This is a genomic window from Streptomyces sp. NPDC029041 (assembly GCF_040637515.1).
GTDB lineage: Bacteria > Actinomycetota > Actinomycetes > Streptomycetales > Streptomycetaceae > Streptomyces.
Genome location: NZ_JBEZWO010000015.1, coordinates 53601 through 72431, shown reverse-complemented (window position 1 = coordinate 72431; position 18831 = coordinate 53601). Strand labels below are relative to the sequence as shown.

Annotated in this window: 20 protein-coding genes and 6 tRNA genes; 17 read left to right on the top strand and 9 right to left on the bottom strand. The window is 70.9% G+C overall.

The window, feature by feature from the left end; translation table 11 throughout:
- The first annotated feature begins 1 nt into the window (after position 1).
- Positions 2-394, top strand: a complete 393-nt coding sequence (locus AB0F04_RS31775) for an NUDIX domain-containing protein (protein WP_362047861.1) — start codon at positions 2-4, stop codon at positions 392-394.
- Between the two features lie 53 nt (positions 395-447).
- Here the strand turns inward: AB0F04_RS31775 and AB0F04_RS31770 are convergent, their stop codons facing one another.
- Complete coding sequence (locus AB0F04_RS31770) at positions 448-1902, bottom strand: protein kinase (RefSeq protein WP_362047858.1); 1455 nt, start codon at positions 1900-1902, stop codon at positions 448-450.
- 195 nt (positions 1903-2097) lie between these two features.
- Here AB0F04_RS31770 and AB0F04_RS31765 point away from each other — a divergent pair, with 195 nt between their 5' ends.
- The 4 genes from AB0F04_RS31765 to AB0F04_RS31750 all read left to right on the top strand — a co-directional run bounded on the left by AB0F04_RS31765 (position 2098) and on the right by AB0F04_RS31750 (position 4276).
- Positions 2098-2337: a hypothetical protein gene (locus AB0F04_RS31765; RefSeq protein ID WP_053668256.1), complete on the top strand. Its 240-nt coding sequence runs from the start codon at positions 2098-2100 to the stop codon at positions 2335-2337.
- A gap of 235 nt (positions 2338-2572) precedes the next feature.
- The gene (locus tag AB0F04_RS31760; RefSeq protein ID WP_362047855.1) at positions 2573-2782 is read left to right on the top strand and encodes a hypothetical protein; all 210 of its coding nucleotides are present in this window, start codon (positions 2573-2575) and stop codon (positions 2780-2782) included.
- A gap of 188 nt (positions 2783-2970) precedes the next feature.
- Positions 2971-3906 carry an aminoglycoside phosphotransferase family protein gene (locus AB0F04_RS31755; protein WP_362047852.1) on the top strand — a complete coding sequence of 312 codons (936 nt, stop codon included), beginning with the start codon at positions 2971-2973 and terminating at the stop codon, positions 3904-3906.
- 79 nt (positions 3907-3985) lie between these two features.
- Positions 3986-4276 carry a zf-TFIIB domain-containing protein gene (locus AB0F04_RS31750; protein ID WP_362047849.1) on the top strand — a complete coding sequence of 97 codons (291 nt, stop codon included), beginning with the start codon at positions 3986-3988 and terminating at the stop codon, positions 4274-4276.
- A gap of 73 nt (positions 4277-4349) precedes the next feature.
- Here the strand turns inward: AB0F04_RS31750 and AB0F04_RS31745 are convergent.
- From AB0F04_RS31745 to AB0F04_RS31725, 5 genes are all read right to left on the bottom strand, one after another.
- Positions 4350-4421 (bottom strand) — tRNA-Val (locus AB0F04_RS31745).
- Between the two features lie 43 nt (positions 4422-4464).
- A tRNA-Val gene (locus tag AB0F04_RS31740) sits at positions 4465-4536 on the bottom strand.
- A 23-nt stretch (positions 4537-4559) separates the two neighbouring features.
- A tRNA-Val gene (locus AB0F04_RS31735) sits at positions 4560-4631 on the bottom strand.
- Between the two features lies 1 nt (position 4632).
- Positions 4633-4706: transfer RNA gene (locus AB0F04_RS31730), tRNA-Cys, on the bottom strand.
- A 37-nt stretch (positions 4707-4743) separates the two neighbouring features.
- Positions 4744-4816, bottom strand: a tRNA-Gly gene (locus tag AB0F04_RS31725).
- A 178-nt stretch (positions 4817-4994) separates the two neighbouring features.
- Between AB0F04_RS31725 and AB0F04_RS31720 the strand changes: the two genes are divergently transcribed.
- The 3 genes from AB0F04_RS31720 to AB0F04_RS31710 are packed head-to-tail and all read left to right on the top strand — an operon-like array spanning position 4995 to position 7747.
- Complete coding sequence (locus AB0F04_RS31720; RefSeq protein ID WP_362047846.1) at positions 4995-6050, top strand: chorismate-binding protein; 1056 nt, start codon at positions 4995-4997, stop codon at positions 6048-6050.
- A complete protein-coding gene (locus tag AB0F04_RS31715) occupies positions 6047-6868 on the top strand; it encodes an aminodeoxychorismate lyase (RefSeq protein ID WP_362047844.1) in 822 nt (273 codons plus the stop codon). The genes AB0F04_RS31720 and AB0F04_RS31715 overlap by 4 nt, the downstream gene beginning before the upstream one ends.
- A gap of 54 nt (positions 6869-6922) precedes the next feature.
- Positions 6923-7747 carry a GNAT family N-acetyltransferase gene (locus AB0F04_RS31710; protein ID WP_362047841.1) on the top strand — a complete coding sequence of 275 codons (825 nt, stop codon included), beginning with the start codon at positions 6923-6925 and terminating at the stop codon, positions 7745-7747.
- 30 nt (positions 7748-7777) lie between these two features.
- Here the strand turns inward: AB0F04_RS31710 and AB0F04_RS31705 are convergent, their stop codons facing one another.
- The gene (locus AB0F04_RS31705) at positions 7778-8302 is read right to left on the bottom strand and encodes a DsbA family protein (protein ID WP_362047838.1); all 525 of its coding nucleotides are present in this window, start codon (positions 8300-8302) and stop codon (positions 7778-7780) included.
- A gap of 179 nt (positions 8303-8481) precedes the next feature.
- On the opposite strand from AB0F04_RS31705, the gene AB0F04_RS31700 reads away from it, so the two are divergent.
- Both AB0F04_RS31700 and AB0F04_RS31695 read left to right on the top strand, forming a co-directional pair.
- Positions 8482-8919 (top strand): hypothetical protein, encoded by a 438-nt coding sequence (locus AB0F04_RS31700; protein ID WP_362047835.1) that lies wholly within the window; start codon positions 8482-8484, stop codon positions 8917-8919.
- 159 nt (positions 8920-9078) lie between these two features.
- Positions 9079-9297: a hypothetical protein gene (locus tag AB0F04_RS31695; RefSeq protein WP_078955791.1), complete on the top strand. Its 219-nt coding sequence runs from the start codon at positions 9079-9081 to the stop codon at positions 9295-9297.
- 111 nt (positions 9298-9408) lie between these two features.
- Here AB0F04_RS31695 and AB0F04_RS31690 read toward each other — a convergent pair whose 3' ends face one another.
- Together AB0F04_RS31690 and AB0F04_RS31685 are read right to left on the bottom strand one after the other, a co-directional pair.
- Positions 9409-9969: a CGNR zinc finger domain-containing protein gene (locus AB0F04_RS31690; RefSeq protein ID WP_362047832.1), complete on the bottom strand. Its 561-nt coding sequence runs from the start codon at positions 9967-9969 to the stop codon at positions 9409-9411.
- Between the two features lie 309 nt (positions 9970-10278).
- On the bottom strand, positions 10279-10692 hold the full coding sequence (locus AB0F04_RS31685) for an SsgA family sporulation/cell division regulator (RefSeq protein WP_004002642.1): 414 nt from the start codon (positions 10690-10692) through the stop codon (positions 10279-10281).
- A 191-nt stretch (positions 10693-10883) separates the two neighbouring features.
- Between AB0F04_RS31685 and AB0F04_RS31680 the strand changes: the two genes are divergently transcribed.
- From AB0F04_RS31680 to AB0F04_RS31650, 7 genes are all read left to right on the top strand, one after another.
- Positions 10884-11342 carry a TIGR02611 family protein gene (locus AB0F04_RS31680; RefSeq protein ID WP_362047829.1) on the top strand — a complete coding sequence of 153 codons (459 nt, stop codon included), beginning with the start codon at positions 10884-10886 and terminating at the stop codon, positions 11340-11342.
- Between the two features lie 46 nt (positions 11343-11388).
- Positions 11389-11460 (top strand) — tRNA-Val (locus AB0F04_RS31675).
- A 713-nt stretch (positions 11461-12173) separates the two neighbouring features.
- On the top strand, positions 12174-13463 hold the full coding sequence (locus AB0F04_RS31670) for an extracellular solute-binding protein (protein WP_362047826.1): 1290 nt from the start codon (positions 12174-12176) through the stop codon (positions 13461-13463).
- Positions 13463-14464, top strand: a complete 1002-nt coding sequence (locus AB0F04_RS31665) for a sugar ABC transporter permease (RefSeq protein ID WP_362047824.1) — start codon at positions 13463-13465, stop codon at positions 14462-14464. The genes AB0F04_RS31670 and AB0F04_RS31665 overlap by 1 nt, the downstream gene beginning before the upstream one ends.
- Positions 14461-15339, top strand: a complete 879-nt coding sequence (locus tag AB0F04_RS31660) for a carbohydrate ABC transporter permease (RefSeq protein WP_362047821.1) — start codon at positions 14461-14463, stop codon at positions 15337-15339. Before AB0F04_RS31665 ends, AB0F04_RS31660 begins: the two co-directional genes overlap by 4 nt.
- 7 nt (positions 15340-15346) lie before the next feature.
- A complete protein-coding gene (locus AB0F04_RS31655; RefSeq protein WP_362047818.1) occupies positions 15347-15937 on the top strand; it encodes a hypothetical protein in 591 nt (196 codons plus the stop codon).
- 111 nt (positions 15938-16048) lie between these two features.
- Positions 16049-18784: a Tat pathway signal sequence domain protein gene (locus tag AB0F04_RS31650; protein WP_362047815.1), complete on the top strand. Its 2736-nt coding sequence runs from the start codon at positions 16049-16051 to the stop codon at positions 18782-18784.
- The last annotated feature ends 47 nt before the right edge of the window (positions 18785-18831 follow it).

The following is an 18831-nucleotide window of genomic DNA, read 5'->3' as shown; positions in this document are numbered from 1 at the left end:
CGTGGAGCGACGCGAGGCGATCGTCGCCGTGCTGCTGCGCGGCGAGCGCCTCCTGGCGATCCGGCGCGGCCCGGCCGTCGCGCGCCCCGGCTACTGGCAGCCCCTCAGCGGCAAGGTCGAGCCGGGCGAGACCCAGGAGCAGGCGGTCGTCCGGGAGGTCCGCGAGGAGGTCGGCCTCACCGTCGTACCGGAGGCCAAGGTCTGGGAGTCGGAGACCGACGACCACCGCTTCCGTCTGCACTGGTGGACAGCCCGGGCCGACACCGGCGAGGTGGTCCCCGACCCGCGCGAGGTCGCCGAGACCCGCTGGGTCACCCCCCGGGAGTTCCTCGCCCTGGACCCGGTCTTCGACGGCGACCGCGAGTTCTTCGAACGGATCCTGCCGCGGCTGTGACACCCCGCTGAGTCCGTGCGTCGTTCCACGGCCGGGGTCGCGCGACCATGCTCCTACGGCACGAAGCTGCGCGGGGGGTCCTTCTGCTGAACGTGCTCATGCCGCACGCCGCCCCCGTCGCCGCCGAGTCCGCGGGCCGGCCCCTGGCAGCCCTGCACGAGGGCGATACCGACCGCCACCAGCAGCGTCACCACGACGAACACGAACAGCCGCTGCCGCAGCAGCCGCGGATTGGCGGGCCGCAGTCTGGTGCCCGTGTTCCTGGACGCCGGACGCCCGGCGCCGCTGTGCGGAGCGGGGCGCCCGCCGCTGCCCGACCGGATCCCGTCGCGCCCGGTGGGCGTCGGCCGCGATCCCGATCGCGAGGGGGCGCCGCCACGCGAGGGACCCGGCCCGCGCATCGGGGTCCTGCCGCGGCTTCCGCCCCCCGTCGACCGGTTTCCGCCCCCGGCCGCCCGGGATCCGCCCCGCGCACCCGTCCCGCTCTGCGAGGCCGTTCCGTCCGGCGAGGCATGGCCGTCCCGGGAGGGAGCGGAACCCCGGGGCGGGGGAGTGCTCCGCCCACGCTGTGCCCCGGAACCCTGCTGCGCCTGCGGGTGCCGGACCCGCTCGGGGTAGGTGTCGACGGGCCGGTCGCCGTCCGCACCGCGCGGCGCGGGCGGCCGGACACCGGTCAGGTCCTGCGACTCCCGGGCCGCGATCTCCTTGAGCCGCAGCGACAGTTGGAGCGTGCTGGGCCGCTCCTCGGGGTCCTTCGCCAGACAGGCCCGGACGAGCGGAGCCAGCGCGTCGGGCACACCGTGCAGCTGCGGCTCCTCGTGCACCACGCGGTACAGCATCACCTCGGAACTGCCGTGCCCGAAGGGCGAGTCGCCCATGCAGGAGTACGCGAGAGTGGCACCGAGCGAGAACACGTCCGTGGCCGGTGTGACGGCGGCCCCGCGCACCTGCTCCGGCGCGAGGAAGCCGGGCGAGCCGACCGCCGTACCGACGTGGGTGAGCGTCGAGGCGCCGGTGGCCCAGGCGATGCCGAAGTCGATGATCCGCGGCCCCTTGGGGGACAGCAGGATGTTGGACGGCTTCAGGTCCCGGTGCACCACCCCGGCCTCGTGCACCGCGACCAGGCCCTCCGAGAGGGCGGCGCCGACGGCCGCGACATCGGCCGCGCAGAGCGGCCCCTCGGCCGCCACCTTGTCGTGCAGTGAGGGGCCGGGTACGTACTGCGTGGCGAACCACGGGCGGTCCGCGTCGAGGTCGGCGGCCACCAGCCGGGCCGTGCAGCCGCCACGGATCCGCCGGGCCGCCGAGACCTCACGGGCGAACCGGGAGCGGAACTCCTGGTCCTCCGCCAGGTCGGGCCGGATGACCTTGAGCGCGACCCGCTGCCCCTTCTTGTCGGAGCCCAGGTAGACCACGCCCATCCCGCCCGCGCCGAGCCGTCTGTGAAGCTTGAACGAGCCGACGACGCGCGGGTCCTCGCGCCTCAGGCGCATCATCGCCATGTTCATCCCCGCTGCCCGGTCCTGTGACGAGCCACAGCTTACGTTTCCGCGGCCGCCCGCGCGCAGAGGCCGCGCCCTCTCGGAGTGATGGATTGTCAGTGGTGGGTGGGAGACTTGAAGGGTGGTCAGGGAGGGCGCGCAGAGGCGGACTTCGCGCGCGATGTGATCCCAACCACCCGTCGCAGAAGGGGGATTGGTCCTGTGAAGGGTGATCGTGTGGAGATAGTCGTGGACGCGGGGGACACGACGCGCACCTACGAGGTCGTGGCGAGCAGAGCGGGCCGCAGGGTGGAGACGGCGGTGCGCCGAGGTGTGGTGGAAGTGAGCGAAGTCACCCGAAGCGGTACGGTCGTCCGTACCGCCCGCTTCATGGCGAATCGGGTGCTGGCCCTGGTGGAACAGCCCGTTCCGCGGGAGGAGAGCTCGGACAAAGAGGGATGATTCCGGCGTCCCGTCGGGGAAGACCCTGAGACCGGCGTCCCCGTCTCCACCCAGGGGAGTACACCGCAGGTGGCGGCTCATCCTCGGGGAGGCCCGGCAATCGGTACGAGGGCATGACGCCGAGGAGGGGCCGGACGCCTAGATTTGAGGTCAAGCGGCGGGTGGCAGCACTCGTCCCCCGAGGTCAGACGCCCGCCGCTGCCCACCACAACCGAGAACGGTCAGGAGAGGGACCATGGCCCAGACGGCACCGCGGACACTGTTCCGCGCTGAGGGACGCAAGGCGTACGCCGCCGCGTTCCGCCCCCGCCGCCAGGGCCGTCGCCACCCGCTGGTGGCGACGCTGATGGCCCTTCCCCTGGCGGTCCTGCTCCTCCTCGTCTTCGACGGGTGGGAGACAGTGGCCACACAGGCGTCGTCCGTGGGAGAGATGCTGGGGCGCTGAGCGGCGACCCCAGGCCCGGAAGAGCGGTCCGGGCGGGGACATCACACCCATGAAACCCCGTGGGGACGGGGGTGCGGCGGACGGCACAGATGCCGGCGCAGCTGGGGAGCTGCGCCGGCATTGCTTTTCCCTCAGTCGGTGCCGCCCCTTCCTGACGCAGCGCACCCCACCGCACGTACCCTCACCCCGTGACCCCCGCCTCCCTCCTGCGCGCGCTCGCCGCCAGGGCCCGAGTCGCCGCACATAGGCGGTCGTCGGCCTGCCCCTGCGGCGCGGCCACGCTCGCGGACCGCCCTGACGGCGTCGTCGTACGCCATGCGGACACCGTCGCGAAGGCCCACCCGCCGGACAGCGACCCGGCCGAACTCGCCGGCCGCCTCACCCTGGCGACCCGACTCCCCGGCATCCTCCTGCCCCCACTCGACCCCACTCCGCTCGCGCTGCACGGACGCCTCGTGACGTTCTGGCCGTACGGCGCCCCGGTGGATCCCGACGACCCGGACGCCGCTCCTTGGGAAGCCGCCGCCACTCTCCTCGCCCGCCTCCACCGCACCCCGGCCCCGCCGGGCCTGCCGCCCATGCGCGGCCCTGTCAAGGCGGCCCGGGCCGTGGCCCGGCTCCGCGAGGCCGGACCGCACCCCGCGGCCACCCCCGTCCTGCGCGCCTGGGCCACCCTCCCGCCCTGGGCCCGGGCCGAGGCCCCGATGCCGCACACCGGCACCCTCTGCCACGGCGACCTCCACCTCGGCCAGCTCGTACGCGGCCCCGCCCCCGACGGCCCCTGGCTGCTGATAGACGTGGACGACCTCGGCACGGGTGTCCCCGCCTGGGACCTGGCCCGCCCCGCCGCCTGGTACGCCTGCGGCCTGCTCCCGCCCGGGGACTGGACCCGGTTCCTCACCGCCTACCGCGACGCCGGCGGCCCCGCCGTCCCCGCCGAGGGCGACCCATGGCCCGCTCTCGACGTCGCCGCCCGCGCTCTCACCGCACAGACCGCGGCCCGGGCCGTGGCCAAGGCGGTGGCGGCCGGGCGCCCGCTGGACGAGGTGGAGCAGTCGGTCGTGGACGCCTGTGACCGAATGGCTACCGTTCCGGCACAGTTGGCGCAGGAGCACGCGAAGTAGGGTGCAACCGACTGCAGCGGGACAGAGTCTGTCCTGGCGAGATGTGAAGCAGGACCGACCGGCGAGGAGTTGAACGACCATGCAGTGTCCGAAGTGCCGTGCGCCGATGCACACGTACAACCGCAACGGTGTCCAGATCGAGCAGTGCAGCGGCTGCCGCGGGATCTTCCTCGACTACGGCGAGCTGGAGTCGCTGACCCGGCTCGAGGCCCAGTGGTCCCAGCCCGCCCCGCCACCCCCGCCTGGCCCGCAGGCCTACCCCGCCCCGCCGGCCCCCGCCTGGGGCGCCCCGCACGGTGGCCACGGGCATCACGGTCATCACGGCCACCACCGCAGCAAGGGCTTCGGCCGCATGCTGTTCTCGTCCTGACGCCTCGCGCCGGACGACGACGCGAAACGCAAGAAGCCCCCGGTCGCGCATGACCGGGGGCTCCTGTGTGATGTGGACGATACTGGGATTGAACCAGTGACCTCTTCCGTGTCAGGGAAGCGCTCTCCCGCTGAGCTAATCGTCCTCGGGACCATGTATACGGACTGCATCCGTTCATGGGCACTGCGTGCGCGATACTGGGATTGAACCAGTGACCTCTTCCGTGTCAGGGAAGCGCTCTCCCGCTGAGCTAATCGCGCGGGTGGGATCTTGAGGGATCCAGTGGACGATACTGGGATTGAACCAGTGACCTCTTCCGTGTCAGGGAAGCGCTCTCCCGCTGAGCTAATCGTCCTTGGAGGTGGAGACGGGATTTGAACCCGTGTAGACGGCTTTGCAGGCCGTTGCCTCGCCTCTCGGCCACTCCACCAGGAGTGTAGGGGACCGGGAGTCCCCTTCTTCCTTCGAGCGGACGACGAGGTTCGAACTCGCGACCTCAACCTTGGCAAGGTTGCGCTCTACCAACTGAGCTACGTCCGCCTGTCGTTTCGGTCCGCTCCCGCGGCCCGGCGACGTGTTGAACTCTAGCGGATTCCGGGGCCAGTACAAAAACGCGTTTGTGCAGCGTGCTGCGCATCCCCTGCTCAGGGACGGAACGGGGCCGCCCCACGGGACATCCCCCGGCCACCCGCGAGACACCCGCCATAGACTCGACCACGTGCTCGACCTCCCTCCTCTCGCCCGCTTCGGTGACCGTGTCGCCACCGGGCTCCTCGACGTCACCGATGACCCCGAAGCCCTGGAGTCCAGCGGTTTCTGGGCCGTCTGTGCCGACTTCGAGGGCGGCCTGACCTGCGCCCGCTTCGCGCAGGTCCGGACCGCCGCGGTGCCCGCCCCCGTTCCCGGCGCGTGGCACGGGCCGGCGGCCGGTGACTGGACGTCCTCGCTCGACCGCCCCGCGTACACCGCGGCCGTGCGGCGGATCCGCGACCACATCGCGGCCGGCGAGGTCTACCAGGCCAACCTGTGCCGGGTGCTCTCGGCGCCCGTCCCGCCCGGCGCCGACGTGGACGCCCTCACCGCACTGCTCGCCCGCGGCAACCCGGCCCCGTATGCGGGAACGATTCGCCTGCCCGGGCACGGCGTGGAGATCGCCACCGCCTCGCCCGAACTGTTCCTGCGGCGCGACGGCCGGGTCGTCGAGTCCGGGCCGATCAAGGGCACCGGAAGGACGGAGGCGGACCTGCTGGAGAAGGACTACGCCGAGAACGTGATGATCGTGGACCTCGTCCGCAACGACATCGGGCGGGTGTGCGCCACGGGCAGTGTCACGGTGCCCGACCTGTGCGCCGTGGAGAAGCACCCGGGGCTGGTCCACCTCGTCTCGACGGTCCGCGGTGAGCTGGAGCACGGGGCCGGCTGGGCCGAGCTGATCGGTGCCGCCTTCCCTCCCGGCTCGGTCACCGGCGCACCCAAGTCCAGCGCGCTGCGGATCATCGACGCGCTGGAGACGGCGCCCCGGGGGCCGTACTGCGGCGGGATCGGATGGGTCGACGCCGACCGGGGGGCCGGAGAGCTGGCCGTCGGCATCCGTACCTTCTGGATCGACCGGACCGAGGGCGTACTGCGCTTCGGCACCGGCGCCGGCATCACCTGGGGCTCCGACCCCGAGGGGGAGTGGCGGGAGACCGAGCTGAAGGCGTCCCGGCTGCTCGCGATAGCGTCGGGAACGTACGAGGTGAGTGCGGCGGAAGTGCAGGAGGACCTGACGTGAAGATCTGGCTCGACGGCGCACTGCAGGACATCGAGTCCGCCCGCGTCTCCGTCCTCGACCACGGTCTGACCGTGGGCGACGGCATCTTCGAGACGGTGAAGGCCGTGCACGGCCGGCCGTTCGCCCTCACCCGGCACCTCGACCGGCTGACCCGCTCCGCGCGCGGCCTCGGGCTGCCGGACCCGGACCACGACGAGGTGCGCCGCGCCTGCGCCGCGGTCCTCGATGCCGACCCCGTGCCGCTCGGCCGTCTCCGCATCACCTACACCGGTGGCCACGGCCCGCTCGGCTCCGACCGCGGCGACCACGGCCCGACCCTCGTCGTCGCCGTCGGCGAGACGACCCGCCGCCCCGACTCCACCGCGGTGATCACCGTGCCCTGGACCCGCAACGAACGCGGCGTGCTCACCGGCCTGAAGACCACCTCGTACGCCGAGAACGTCGTCGCTCTCGCCCGGGCCCGTGAACAGGGCGCCTCCGAGGCCCTGTTCGCCAACACGATGGGACAGCTGTGCGAGGGCACCGGGTCGAACGTCTTCGTCGTCCTCGACGGCGAGATCCACACCCCGCCGGTCGCCTCGGGCTGCCTCGCGGGCATCACCCGCGCGCTGGCGGCGGAATGGACCGGCGCGAAGGAGACCGACCTGCCACTGGACGTCCTGGAACGGGCGGAGGAGGTCTTCCTGACGTCCACCCTGCGGGACGTGCAGGCCGTGCACCGCGTCGACGGCCGTGAGCTGCCCGACGCGCCCGGCCCGGTGACCGCCAAGGCCATGCGGATCTTCCAGGAACGGGCCGCGAACGACCTCGACCCCTGACAGCACCCGGAAATCGGGCTGAACGGGCCCGGGGTTGCGGGTAGAACACCCCTGATGACCACGACCCTGCGGCCGACCGAGCCGCTTCAGCAGAACGCCGACGGGACGCGCTCACGCCGCTACCAGGTGTGCGTGAACAGCCGTCCCGTGGGGGCGATACACCTCGGCACGCATCCCGTGTTCGGCCGGGCGGTGGCCCGGATCATGAAGCTCCACATCGACGAACCGGACCGCAGGCGGGGCCGGGGCACGGTCGCCGCGCTCGCCGCGGAGGAGGTGGCGCGCGGCTGGGGGTGCCGCCGCATCGAGGCATCGGTGCCCGCCACGTCCGAGGCGGGCCTGCGGCTCGCCACGGCGCTCGGCTACGTCGTCCGCAACCGTGGCATGGAGAAGAGGCTCGGCGACACACCGCCGGTGCTGCCCGAGGGCAGCCGCGCCCGGCCCATGACCGAGGCGGAGTTCGGCCCCTGGCTGGAGAAGGGCAAGGAGGACTACGCACACAGCTGGATCGAGCGGGGCGTCCCGGAGGCCGAGGCCCGGGCCAAGTCGGAGCGCGACCACGCCACTCTGCTGCCCGACGGCCTCGCCACCCCCGGCATGCTGATCAGCGTCGTCGAGCACCTGGGGACACCGGTGGGCACGCTGTGGCTGGCGGTGCGTGCGGACAGCGCGTTCGTCTTCGACGTGGAGACCGACGCCGCCCACCGCGGAAAGGGCCACGGCCGCACCCTGATGCTGCTGGCCGAGGCCCAGACGATCACGGAGGGCAGGCGGACCCTCGGTCTCAACGTCTTCGCCGGCAACACCCCGGCCGAGCGGCTGTACGCGTCACTCGGCTACGAGACCGAGCAGTACGCCATGTACAAACCGCTGCTCTAGGGGTCAGGGATCCGCTAGGGGAGCGGGGCGTCAGTGTTCTCGCCCGGCCAGCAGACGGTCGGCGATCTCCTCGATCCGCTCGCGCAGCCCCTCCTGGCTCTTGCCGCCGTCGAGCCGCTCACCGCCGATGACGTACGTCGGGGTGCCGGTCACGCCGATCGCCTTGCCCTCGGCCTGGTCGGCGTCCACGATCAGGATGTGCCGGCCGTCGACCAGCGCGGTGTCGAACTCCTCGGCGTCCAGGCCCAGTTCACGGGCCAGCTCGACCAGGACGGGCTCCCCCTCACGGGCCAGCTCCTCGACCCGCCCCAGCAGGGCCTCCGCGTACGGCCATCCCCGGCCCTGCTCCCACGCCTCCTCGGCCGCCTGGGCCGCGGCGAAGGCGTGCTTGTTCTTCTCCAGCGGGAAGTGCCGCAGCCGCAGCTCCAGACGGTCGCCGTAGCGGGCGCGCAGGGCCTGGAGGTCGTCCAGCGCGGTACGGCAGTCCGGGCACTGGAGGTCGCACCAGACGTCGAGAACGGGGGTGGCGGAACGGTCGGAGGAGAAGTCGCTCATACCGACAGTCTTCCAGCAGGTACGGCCGGGAGCGCAGCCCGCATCGGCACCTGCGGAGGACGCGACCCGGAGATGTCCCCGATCTCGGGCCCGGAGCATGGCCCGCCGGGGTGCGGCGGGTGCAGGATGGAAGGGACGAAAGTGTTCCGACCCGCACCCCGCCACGCCTGGAGGACCGGATGATTGCCGAGACCGTCTGCTCCGCCGTGTCCGCGGCAGGCCTGGGCATCGCGGTCGTCACGGCGTACCGCAAGCGCTACCTCACCGCGGTGCGCATCGCGGCCTACTCCCTCATCCCGATCGGCCTGGTGATGACGGGGATCGTCGAATGGCTGGCCGACACCGCGTTCAGCCCGACGGCCTGGGCCGGTTTCGGGGTGCTCGGCCTCGCCTGGGTGCTCTTCATGACCACCCGAGCCGTGGAGCGCCGCCGCGGCGGCACCCGCAAGGAGCGCAGGGCCGCGGCCCGAGCGGGCGAACGGCCCGATGCGGTGGCCCCCGCCTCTGCACCCTCCCTGGGCCAGAGTTCCCGCCCGGCGAACCGGCCCGCGCCGGCGTCACGCGGCGAGGACGACTTCAGCGACATCGAGGCCATCCTCAAGAAGCACGGCATATGACGGCCGCGCGACCATCCGTGACTGAATCGTCACAGTGGGTCCGCTGACGCGCGGAAGTGATCACAACCCGAACCGGACCTCGCGGAATCGGCGCACTCCCGCACGGAACGAGCGCACTGATCGCGTTCGGCCGGGCGACTGCGTCATCATCGCCGCGAGATGCTGGACACGACGAAACAGAGCGACCCCGCACCGCCGCAGGACGAGCCAGGTCCTCCGCGGGACGAGCCCTTTCTCCCTCCGGACGAGCCACGTCCCCGGCAGGACGAGCCGCGCGGTTGTCTCTTCGCCCTCTCCCAGCCACCGCTGATGATCTTCCTGGCGGTGATCGGGAGCCTGCTGCTCATGGCCTCGTTGCACGATCTGCTGCTGCTGTGAGCCCGACCCGCGGTACCCGGCGCCACCCGCCGGGGCCGCGCCGGCATCGGCAACCTCGGCACGGGCCGTCCGGAAACGACGCTCAGCGGCCCCGCGCCCCGGCGACCGCTGTCAGCCCGCCGCTTCCTTGCGGCGCGCGCGGTACGCGGCCACGTGCAGGCGGTTTCCGCAGGTGCGGCTGTCGCAGTAGCGCCGCGAGCGGTTGCGGGACAGGTCGACGAAGGCGCGCCGGCAGTCGGGCGCCTCACAGCGCCGCAGCCGCTCCTGTTCCCCGGCGACCACGAAGAACGCCAGCGCCATTCCGCAGTCGGCGGCCAGGTGATCGGCTACGGAGGCACCGGGGGCGAAGTAGTGCACATGCCAGTCGTAGCCGTCGTGGTCGGTGAGCCGCGGTGTGGTGCCGGCGGCGGCGACCAGGTCGTTGATCTGCCCGGCGGCACTCCGGGCGTCGGGGGCGGCGAAGACGGCCGCGAAGCGTCCGCGGATCTTGCGTACCGCGGACAGGTCGAACTCCGAGAGCACCCCGACATCGCTGATCTCGTGGTTCCGCACGAAGTCCGTGAGGGCCGCCACGTCCGGCAGCCCGTCCGTCGCCGTGTCGTCCTCCGGTGCGGTGTTCACCAGGTCGACCACGGTGTCGAGGGCGCACCGGGTGTCGTGGGTGATCAGCACGATTCGCTCCCTGGCCTGAGGGTCGGGCGGGCGCCCGCCGATGCTGGCCGATGGTAACGGCTCCGCCACCGCCGGACCCTCCACATGCCCGCACATGGCTTCGAATACAACGCCGCAGGGCCCGCGAGGGTTCCCGAGTGGCCGCCGGCCGCCGACGGGCGCGGCGAGTGGGGGAGGGGCGCGCACGTGAACCGGCGCCATACCGCGTGAGCAGCGGTCATGGCGCCGGTGTCATCCCGTATGCGGTTGTCCTGGCCCGCGCCGTCTCCCCGAGTGGACGGCGCCGGGCGGCTTTGCGGGGGCCTCGCCCTAGCTTTCCGCCAGGATGTGCGAGAGCTCCTGGTCGAGGTCGAAGTGCCGGTGTTCCGTGCCGGGCGGCACGGCGGCGTCGGTCCGCTTCAGGAAGGACTCCAGGGCCCGTGCCGGGGCCTCCAGCAGGGCCTCGCCCTCCGGCGAGCTCAGGGCGATGCACACGACGCCCTGGCCGTGACTGCGCGACGGCCAGACGCGGACGTCGCCGGTGCCCGTAGGGCGGTGAAGTCCCTCGGCGAGGAGGTCGCGGGCGAACACCCACTCGACGGTCTCCTCGGCTCCGGTGTGGAAGGTGGCGTGCACGGCGTAGGGGTCGGCCGTGTCGTACCGCAGGCCTGCGGGGACAGGCAGGGAGGACTCGCTCGACACAACGAGGCGCAGGTGCAGCTCGCAGCTGACCGTGGTGTTCATAAGCGCCAGGGCCTTTCGCTCAGTGTGCGCTCGGGGATTCGCACGTCGGCGAAATCGACATGCCACCTACGGTGCCGTTGTAAACCCCTCTGAGTGTTTTGCGTGCCTTTACGTAACTCTTCCGGCCGAGAGGTCGTTCGCGTCGTGCGTCCATTCCGGTGACTGGTTTCGCTCGGGTAGTGTTCGGCCGTATGAATACGGGGAGTAACGAGCCGGGCGAGGTGGCCGTGGCATCGGACGGGACGGGGCCGGGCGAGGCGCACGGCGAGCAGGACCGGGGGCTCGGCTCGCGGGCGCCCGAATTCGTCAAGGCGCGCCGGGCGCTGCACGTGAGCTGGCAGGTCGGCGTTTTCATCATCGGCCTCGCGGTCGTCGTGGCCGGCATCATCATGCTGCCGCTCCCGGGGCCGGGCTGGGTCGTGATCTTCGGTGGCATGGCGATCTGGGCGACGGAGTTCGTCTGGGCCCAGCTGGTGCTCCGCTGGACCAAGCGGAAGGTCACCGAGGCGGCCCAGCGGGCGCTCGATCCCAGGGTGCGTCGCCGCAACATCATCCTGACGTCGATCGGGCTGGTGATCGTGGGCGTCCTGGTCGGTGTCTACCTGTGGAAGTTCGGCATCGTCATGCCGTGGAAGATCAAGGACCAGTGAGCGTCACAGGCACCCGCTGACATGGGGTAATGTTCTTCCTGCGCCCGGGCGATTAGCTCAGTGGGAGAGCGCTTCGTTCACACCGAAGAGGTCACTGGTTCGAACCCAGTATCGCCCACCCGGACCGGCAGCCCACCTGCGATGAAGCAGGTGGGCTGCCGTCGTTGTACCGCCTGGAGCCTCCTCGGGTCTCCGGCCGGGGGCGCGGTCGCGCGGTATGGCTGACGGAAGGCTGGCCCGCGGCGGCCGGTGCCGTCCGGCGGCGTGGCCGGAACACCGCCCCTCGATCCGCCGGGCGGATGCCGCTTGGGCCCCCGCGATTCCGCTGACGTCGAGTCCCGCGAGGTCAGGGCTGTCGCCTCCTCCGTCGGGCGGAGTGACGACGAGCCGCGGGGAGCACCCGCGTCCTGGGCGTCGGTCCACGCGCCCGCCGTCGCCCTCGGCCCCTTTGCCGTTCCGGGTCGGGGCGGCTGACCGGTCGCCGTCACCCGGCGGGCACCGCACCGCAACGAACCGGGGAGCGGCCTGGCCGGAAAGGGCCCCCACGCCCGCACGCTCCGTCCGCCGGACCGCCGTCGCTTTTCGGTCGCACCCATCGCGGCTCCGCTCACCCCTCTGCGTCCGGCGTCCCGGTCACGCCCTCGCCACCAGCGACGTCGCCCGAGCCGGTCGCCGGCCCCGCCCCCGCGGTCCGCTCCGTCGCCCACCTTCCCCGGTAAGAAATTCTTGCCCGAATCATTGACGCACTCTCAGCCCCTCCGTACCTTGTGCCAGCAAGCGCTTACTTGAAACGATTCATGCGAGCGGGACGACGTGCGGGGAGGTCCAACCGTGGTGAACGGCAGGAATGTTGAGAGACGTACGATCCTGAAGGCGGCCGGAGCCACGGCAGCCACCCTGGGGCTGGCCGCGACGACCGGCTGCGGTGGCGACGGAGGGACCTCCGCGGACGGGACGGTGACGATCCGTTACGCGTGGTGGGGTGCGGAGGACCGCGCCGAGAGAATCAACAAGACGATCGCCCTCTTCGAGAAGAAGTACCCGAAGATCAAGGTGAAAACGGACTTCCAGCCTTATCCCGACTTCTGGAAGAAGTTCAACACCCAGGCCTCCGGCGGGAATCCACCGGACGTGTTCCAGAATGCCATCGGCTTCCTCCGGAAATACGACGCGAAGAACGTGCTGCTCGATCTCAGCGAGCAGGCGAAGGCCGGCAACCTCCGGATGGACGGGTTCCGCGCCGGCCTCGAGAAGTTCGGCGAGATCGACGGCAAGCTCCTCGGCGTGCCGGTCGGTTCGAACTCCATGGCCCTGGTCATCGACAAGCCCGTCTACACGCGGGCCGGCGTGAAGCCGGAGCAGGGCTGGACTTGGGACGACTACCACGCGGCGATGAAGAAGATCCGCCAGAAGACGGGGCGTGCCGGTGACACCGGCCCGTACAACGTCATGTACCTCTACGACCTCTACCTGCGCCAGAACGGCAAGGCGTTCTTCACCGAGGACGCGCTCGGCTTCAGCGAGGCGGATCTGACGGACTGGTGGACGAAGGCCAAGGAGGGCGTCGAGGACGGCAGCTACGCCAACCAGAAGAAGGTCGCCCAGATCAAGCCCAAGTCGGCGGTCGCGGGGGAGATCTCCGGCGGTGAGTTCACCTGGGACAACTTCACCGTCCGCTACACCTCCGAGGGCAAGAGCGAGTACGGCCTGGCCCCCATCCCCACGACGGACGGCAAGAAGACCGGCCAGTACCTCGGCTCCCTCATGCTGAGCGCCTCCAAGCGCACCCAGCACCCCAAGGAGGTCGCCCAGTTCATCGACTTCATGGTGCACGACCCCGAGGTCGCCAAGATCATGGGCTACGACCGGGGCGTGCCCGCGACGCAGGCGCAGTACGACGCGTACAAGCCGGCCGACGAGGTCAACAAGGCGATCGCCGCCTACGAGGAGTCCCTTGTCGAGGCGGGCGTCCTGGAGCCCATCACCCCGCACCCGAACGGCGCGGACGTCTGCGAGGCCGCCTTCCTGCGCATCGGCGAGGAACTCGGTCTGGGCAAGCGTTCGGTGGACGAGGCCGTCAAGCAGTTCTTCACCGAGTCGAAGACGGCTCTCGGCACCTGATGGGAACCACCGTGACACACGCCCCTGCGACGGAGGGCCTGTCCCGGGACTCCGAGCCGCGGCACGGTCCGGTGAAGCCCGAGCGCCCCGCCGCCCTCAAGCGGCGGCGGCGCCGGGAGAACCTGGCCGGCTATCTCTTCATGTCCCCCTGGATCGCCGGGTTCCTGCTGCTCACCGCGGGCCCGATGATCGCCTCGCTCTACTACGCCTTCACCGACTACAACCTCTTCGACGCCCCCAAGTGGATCGGCCTCGGCAACTTCTCCGAGATGTTCGGCGATCCGCGCTGGCGCCACTCGGTGCAGGTGACGCTCTGGTACGTCGCCGTCGGCACACCGCTCAAGCTGATCGCAGCTCTCGGCGTGGCCCTGCTGCTCGCCCAGAGCCGGCGCGGTCAGGCCTTCTACCGGGCCGCCTTCTACGCGCCGTCGCTCATCGGTGCGAGCGTCTCCGTCGCGATCGTCTGGAAGGCGATCTTCTCGGACGACGCGATCGTCGACCGCACCCAGAAGATCTTCGGCATCGACGCCGGCGGCTGGACCGGTGACCCGGACCTGATCATCTACAGCCTGGTGGCGCTCACGGTCTGGCAGTTCGGCGCCCCGATGGTCATCTTCCTGGCCGGGCTCAAGCAGGTCCCGCGCGAGCTGTACGAGGCGGCCGAGGTCGACGGGGCGGGCAAGCTGCGGCGGTTCTGGAACATCACGCTGCCGATGATCTCCCCGGTCCTCTTCTTCAACGTGCTGCTGGAGACGATCCACTCCTTCCAGATCTTCAGCTCGGCGTACATCGTCGGCGGTGGTGCCGGAGGCAACGCCTGCGGTCCGGCCGACGGGTCGATGGTCTATACCTGCTACCTCTACGTCCAGGGCTTCGAGAACAGCCGCATGGGTCTGGCCTCCGCGATGGCCTGGCTCCTGCTGATCGCGGTGGCCCTGGTGACGGCGGTGCTGTTCTGGTCCCAGAAGCGCTGGGTGCACTACGAGGAGGGCGCCCGATGAGCGCGCAGGCCACCGAGATCAAGCCCGCCGGCAGGCTCCGGCACAAGCTGCCCGGGTCCCTCGCCTGGCACATCGGCTCACTGCTGATCCTCGCGGTGATCCTCTACCCGGTGATCTGGGTCGTCGGCGGGTCCTTCAAGAAGAGCGAGGACATCGTCGGCAGCCTGGACCTCTTCCCGGGCGACCCGGTCATCGCCAACTACACGAGCCTCGCCGACGGCATCGCCGACATCCCGGTCTCCACGTTCTTCTTCAACTCCCTCTTCCTCGCCGTCGGTTCGGTCGTCGGCATCCTGGTGTCCTGCTCGCTGACGGCCTATGCCTTCGCGAGGATCCGGTTCGCGGGCCGCAATCTGCTGTTCACCCTGATGATCGGCACGCTCCTGCTGCCCTACCACGTGCTGCTGATCCCGCAGTACGTGCTGTTCCGCAACCTGGAGCTGATCAACACCTACACACCGCTGCTGCTCGGGAAGTACCTGGCCACCGAGGCGTTCTTCGTCTTCCTGATGGTGCAGTTCATGCGCAACATGCCGAAGGAGCTGGACGAGGCGGCCCGCCTCGACGGCTGCGGACACCTGCGGATCTACTGGTCGATCGTGCTGCCGCTGGCCCGGCCGGCCCTCATCACCAGTGCGATCTTCACCTTCATCAACTCCTGGAACGACTTCATGGGCCCGCTGATCTACCTCAACGAGCCCGACAAGTACACGGTCTCGCTCGGCCTGAAGATGTTCGTCGACCAGGAAGGACTGGCCAACTACGGCGGCATGATCGCCATGTCCCTGGTCGCGCTGCTTCCGGTGCTCGCCTTCTTCCTCGCCTTCCAGCGGTATCTGATCGACGGCATGGCCACGTCGGGTCTGAAGGGCTGAGGGCGGCATGGCCGGGACGCGGGTGAAGGCACGCGGGGAGTCGGTGTTCGCCGAGCGTTTTGCGGTGTTCGCCGAGTGCCTGCTGACGGGTGTGTGGATCGCGGTGGCCTCCCTGGGGGTGGTCACCTATCCCGCCGCGTTCGCCGCCGGGGCGCGGCACCTGCGGCGCCGTACCGCCCATGAGGGCGGTGGCCGGCGGGAGTTCGCCGCCGACTTCCGTACGGCCCTGCGCGGCGGGTGGCTCGCCGGGCTCGCCGGGTGGGCGGCGGCCGGGGCGGTCTGGGTGGACGTGCAGGCGGCCCGGGCGGGGATTCCGGGCGGACCGCTCGTCGGGACCGTCGGAGTCCTCGCGCTGATCGGGCTCCTCGTGACCGGCCTGCGGGCGGCGGCGGTCTGGGAACCGGGAGCGCGCTGGCGGACGCTGCTGGCCCGGGCCGGGCGGCGCACGGTGCTCGATCCGGCCGGGTCCTTCCTGATCGTCGGCGGGCTGGCCGTGGTGGCCGTGTCCGCCTGGTTCGCCGCGCCGCTGGCGGTCGCCGTCCTCGGAACCGTGGCGGCGGCGGCCGTCGCCGTGGAGGAGCGCTACCGGCACCGCTGAACGGTCAGCCCTCCCTTCCCGATGGGCCCGCGCGCCGCACCTCTCTCTGTCATGCCCACGGAACTGCTTCCCGCACTGCTTCCCGCACGGACAAGGAAAGGCATCATCGCCATGTCTCCCATCCCCCGCAGAATTCTCCTCAAAGCAGCCGCCGTGACCGGAGCCGCCGCCCCGTTCAGCTGGGCGCTGGGAGCCCAGGAGGCCCAGGCCGCGCCCGGAGCCGACCCCGCCGACGCGGACCCGGTGACCCTGGACTGGCTGGAGGACGGCGGTCTCGGCGCCGCCCCCGGTTCCACCGTCGGTGTGCCCTGGCCCAAGGGCGCGTACCGGAAGGACCAGACCTTCGCGCTGACGGACGCGGGCGGCAAGGCCGTACCCGTGCAGTCCTGGCCGATCGCCTACTGGCCCGACGGCTCACTGAAGTGGACCGCCCACGCGGTCGCCTCGGGCGACGGCAGGCTCACCCTCACCGCCGGGACGCCCGCCGCCCCCGAGAAGAAGGTCACCGTCGAGAAGCGCGGCGGCACCATCGGCATCTCCACCGGCGTCATCACCGCCAGGATCGGCACGTCCGGCTCCACCCTCGTCAAGTCCGTCACCCGCGGCTCCACCGAGATCGCGAAGAACGGCCGGCTCGTGCTGATCCGCCAGCCCGAGATCGAGGACGAGGACCAGGGCGCGGTCAGGACCGAGCGCTTCGACGGCACGATCTCCAAGGCCGAGGTCGAGCAGGCGGGCCCGGTCCGCGCGGTCGTCCGCATCGACGGCAAGCACCGCAAGGGCGGCCGCAGCTGGCTGCCGTTCTCGATCAGGCTCTACTTCTACGCGGGCGCCGACTCCTTCCGCATGGTGCACACCATCACTTACGACGGCACGCAGGAGCCCGGGAAGGCCAGTGGTGACTTCATCCGCGGCCTCGGGGTCCGCTTCACGGTGCCGATGCGGGACGAGGGCTACGACCGCCACATCCGCATCGGCGGTGACGGCACCGGCCTGCTGCGTGAGGCCGTCAAGGGCATCACCGGACTGCGCCGGGACCCGGGCGCGGCCGTGCAGTCGGCTCAGTTCGAAGGCAGGAAGCTGCCCGACCCCGCCACCTGGGACCAGCGGGTGACGACCCGGCTGCAGTACATCCCCGAATGGGGCGACTACACCCTCTCGCAGCTCTCCGCCGACGGCTTCACGCTGCGCAAGCGCACCAAGAAGGGACACGGCTGGGTCGCGGCGGGCGGTGGCCGGCGCGCCTCCGGCTTCGGCTACGTGGGCGGGGCGAGCGGCGGATTCTCCTTCGGGCTGCGCGACTTCTGGGAGAAGTTCCCCGCCCAGCTCGACATCCGGGACGCCCACACCGACGAGGCCGAGGTGACCCTCTGGCTCTGGTCCCCCGAGGCACAGCCCATGGACCTGCGCTTCTACCACGACGGCATGGGCCAGGACACCTTCCCCGAGCAGCTGGAAGGCCTCAACATCACCTACGAGGACTACGAGCCGGAGTTCGGTACCCCTTACGGCATCGCCCGCACCTCCGAACTCCTCTTCTGGGCCAACGACTCGACGCCGGGCCCCGAGCGGCTCGCCGAGCAGGTCGAGGCCGTCCGCGTGCTGCCGCAACTGGCCGCCGCACCGGGGCAGCTCATCAAGGCGAAGGTCTTCGGGCCGGGCCTGTACTCCGAGCCCGACCGCTCCACCCCCGCAAAGGCGAAGATAGAGGACCACCTCGACTTCCTCTTCACCTACTACAAGGACCAGGTGGAGCAGCGCCGCTGGTACGGCTTCTGGGACTACGGCGACATCATGCACACCTACGACACCGTCCGGCACCAGTGGCGCTACGACGTCGGCGGCTACGCCTGGGACAACTCCGAGCTGTCCCCGGACCTGTGGCTCTGGTTCGCCTACCTGCGCTCCGGCCGCGCCGACATCTTCCGCTTCGCCGAGGCGATGACCCGGCACACCGGCGAGGTCGACGTCTACCACCTGGGCACGTGGGCGGGCCTCGGTACCCGGCACGGCGTGCAGCACTTCGCCGACAGCGCCAAGCAGCAGCGCATCGCCAACACGACCTACCGGCGCTACTACTACTTCCTCACGGCGGACGAACGCGTCGGCGACCTCATGCACGCCAACGTCGACTCCGACGAGACGTTCCTCGTCCTCGACCCCATCCGCAAGATCCGCACCGAGCCGTACACGCCTGACCGGCACGCCCTGTCGATCGGCTTCGGCACGGACTGGAGCGGCCTGGTGTCGGCCTGGCTGACGGAGTGGGAGCGCAAGGGCCCCAAGTGGGAGAAGGCCAGGGCCCGCGTGCTGTCCACCATGGAGACCATCGCCGCCCAGCCCAACGGCTTCGTCCAGGGCACCGGGCTCTACGACCTGGACACCGGCAGGTTCGCCATCGCGGACAAGCCCGTGGTGAGCGTCTCCCACCTGTCGGCCGTCTTCGGCCTCAACGAGCTGTGCGCCGAACTCATCGACCTCGTCGACATGCCGGAGTTCAACGAGGCGTACTTCGACTACTGCCGTCACTTCAACGCCACCAAGGCCGAGCAGAAGGCCCGCTACGGTTCCGACTTCGGCAGCCTGCTGCTGTTCCAGGGCCACTCGCGCCTCGATGCCTACGCGGCCGTCAAGACCGGGGACGAGAAGCTCGCCAAGCGGGCCTGGGAGAAGTTCTACAACTCCGACGGTTACAAGGAGTCGGCACCCTGGCGGACGGACAAGCTGAGCGGCCCGGTCGCGCTGGTGCCGGGCAGTGAGGCGACCTGGGTCTCCACCAACGACACCGCGCTGTACGGCCTCGCCGCCATCGAGAACCTGGCGCTGCTCGGCGACCGGATGCCGTAAGGGGCACGTACCCGGGCGGGGTTCCGGGGGCGCCGCCCCTGGAACCC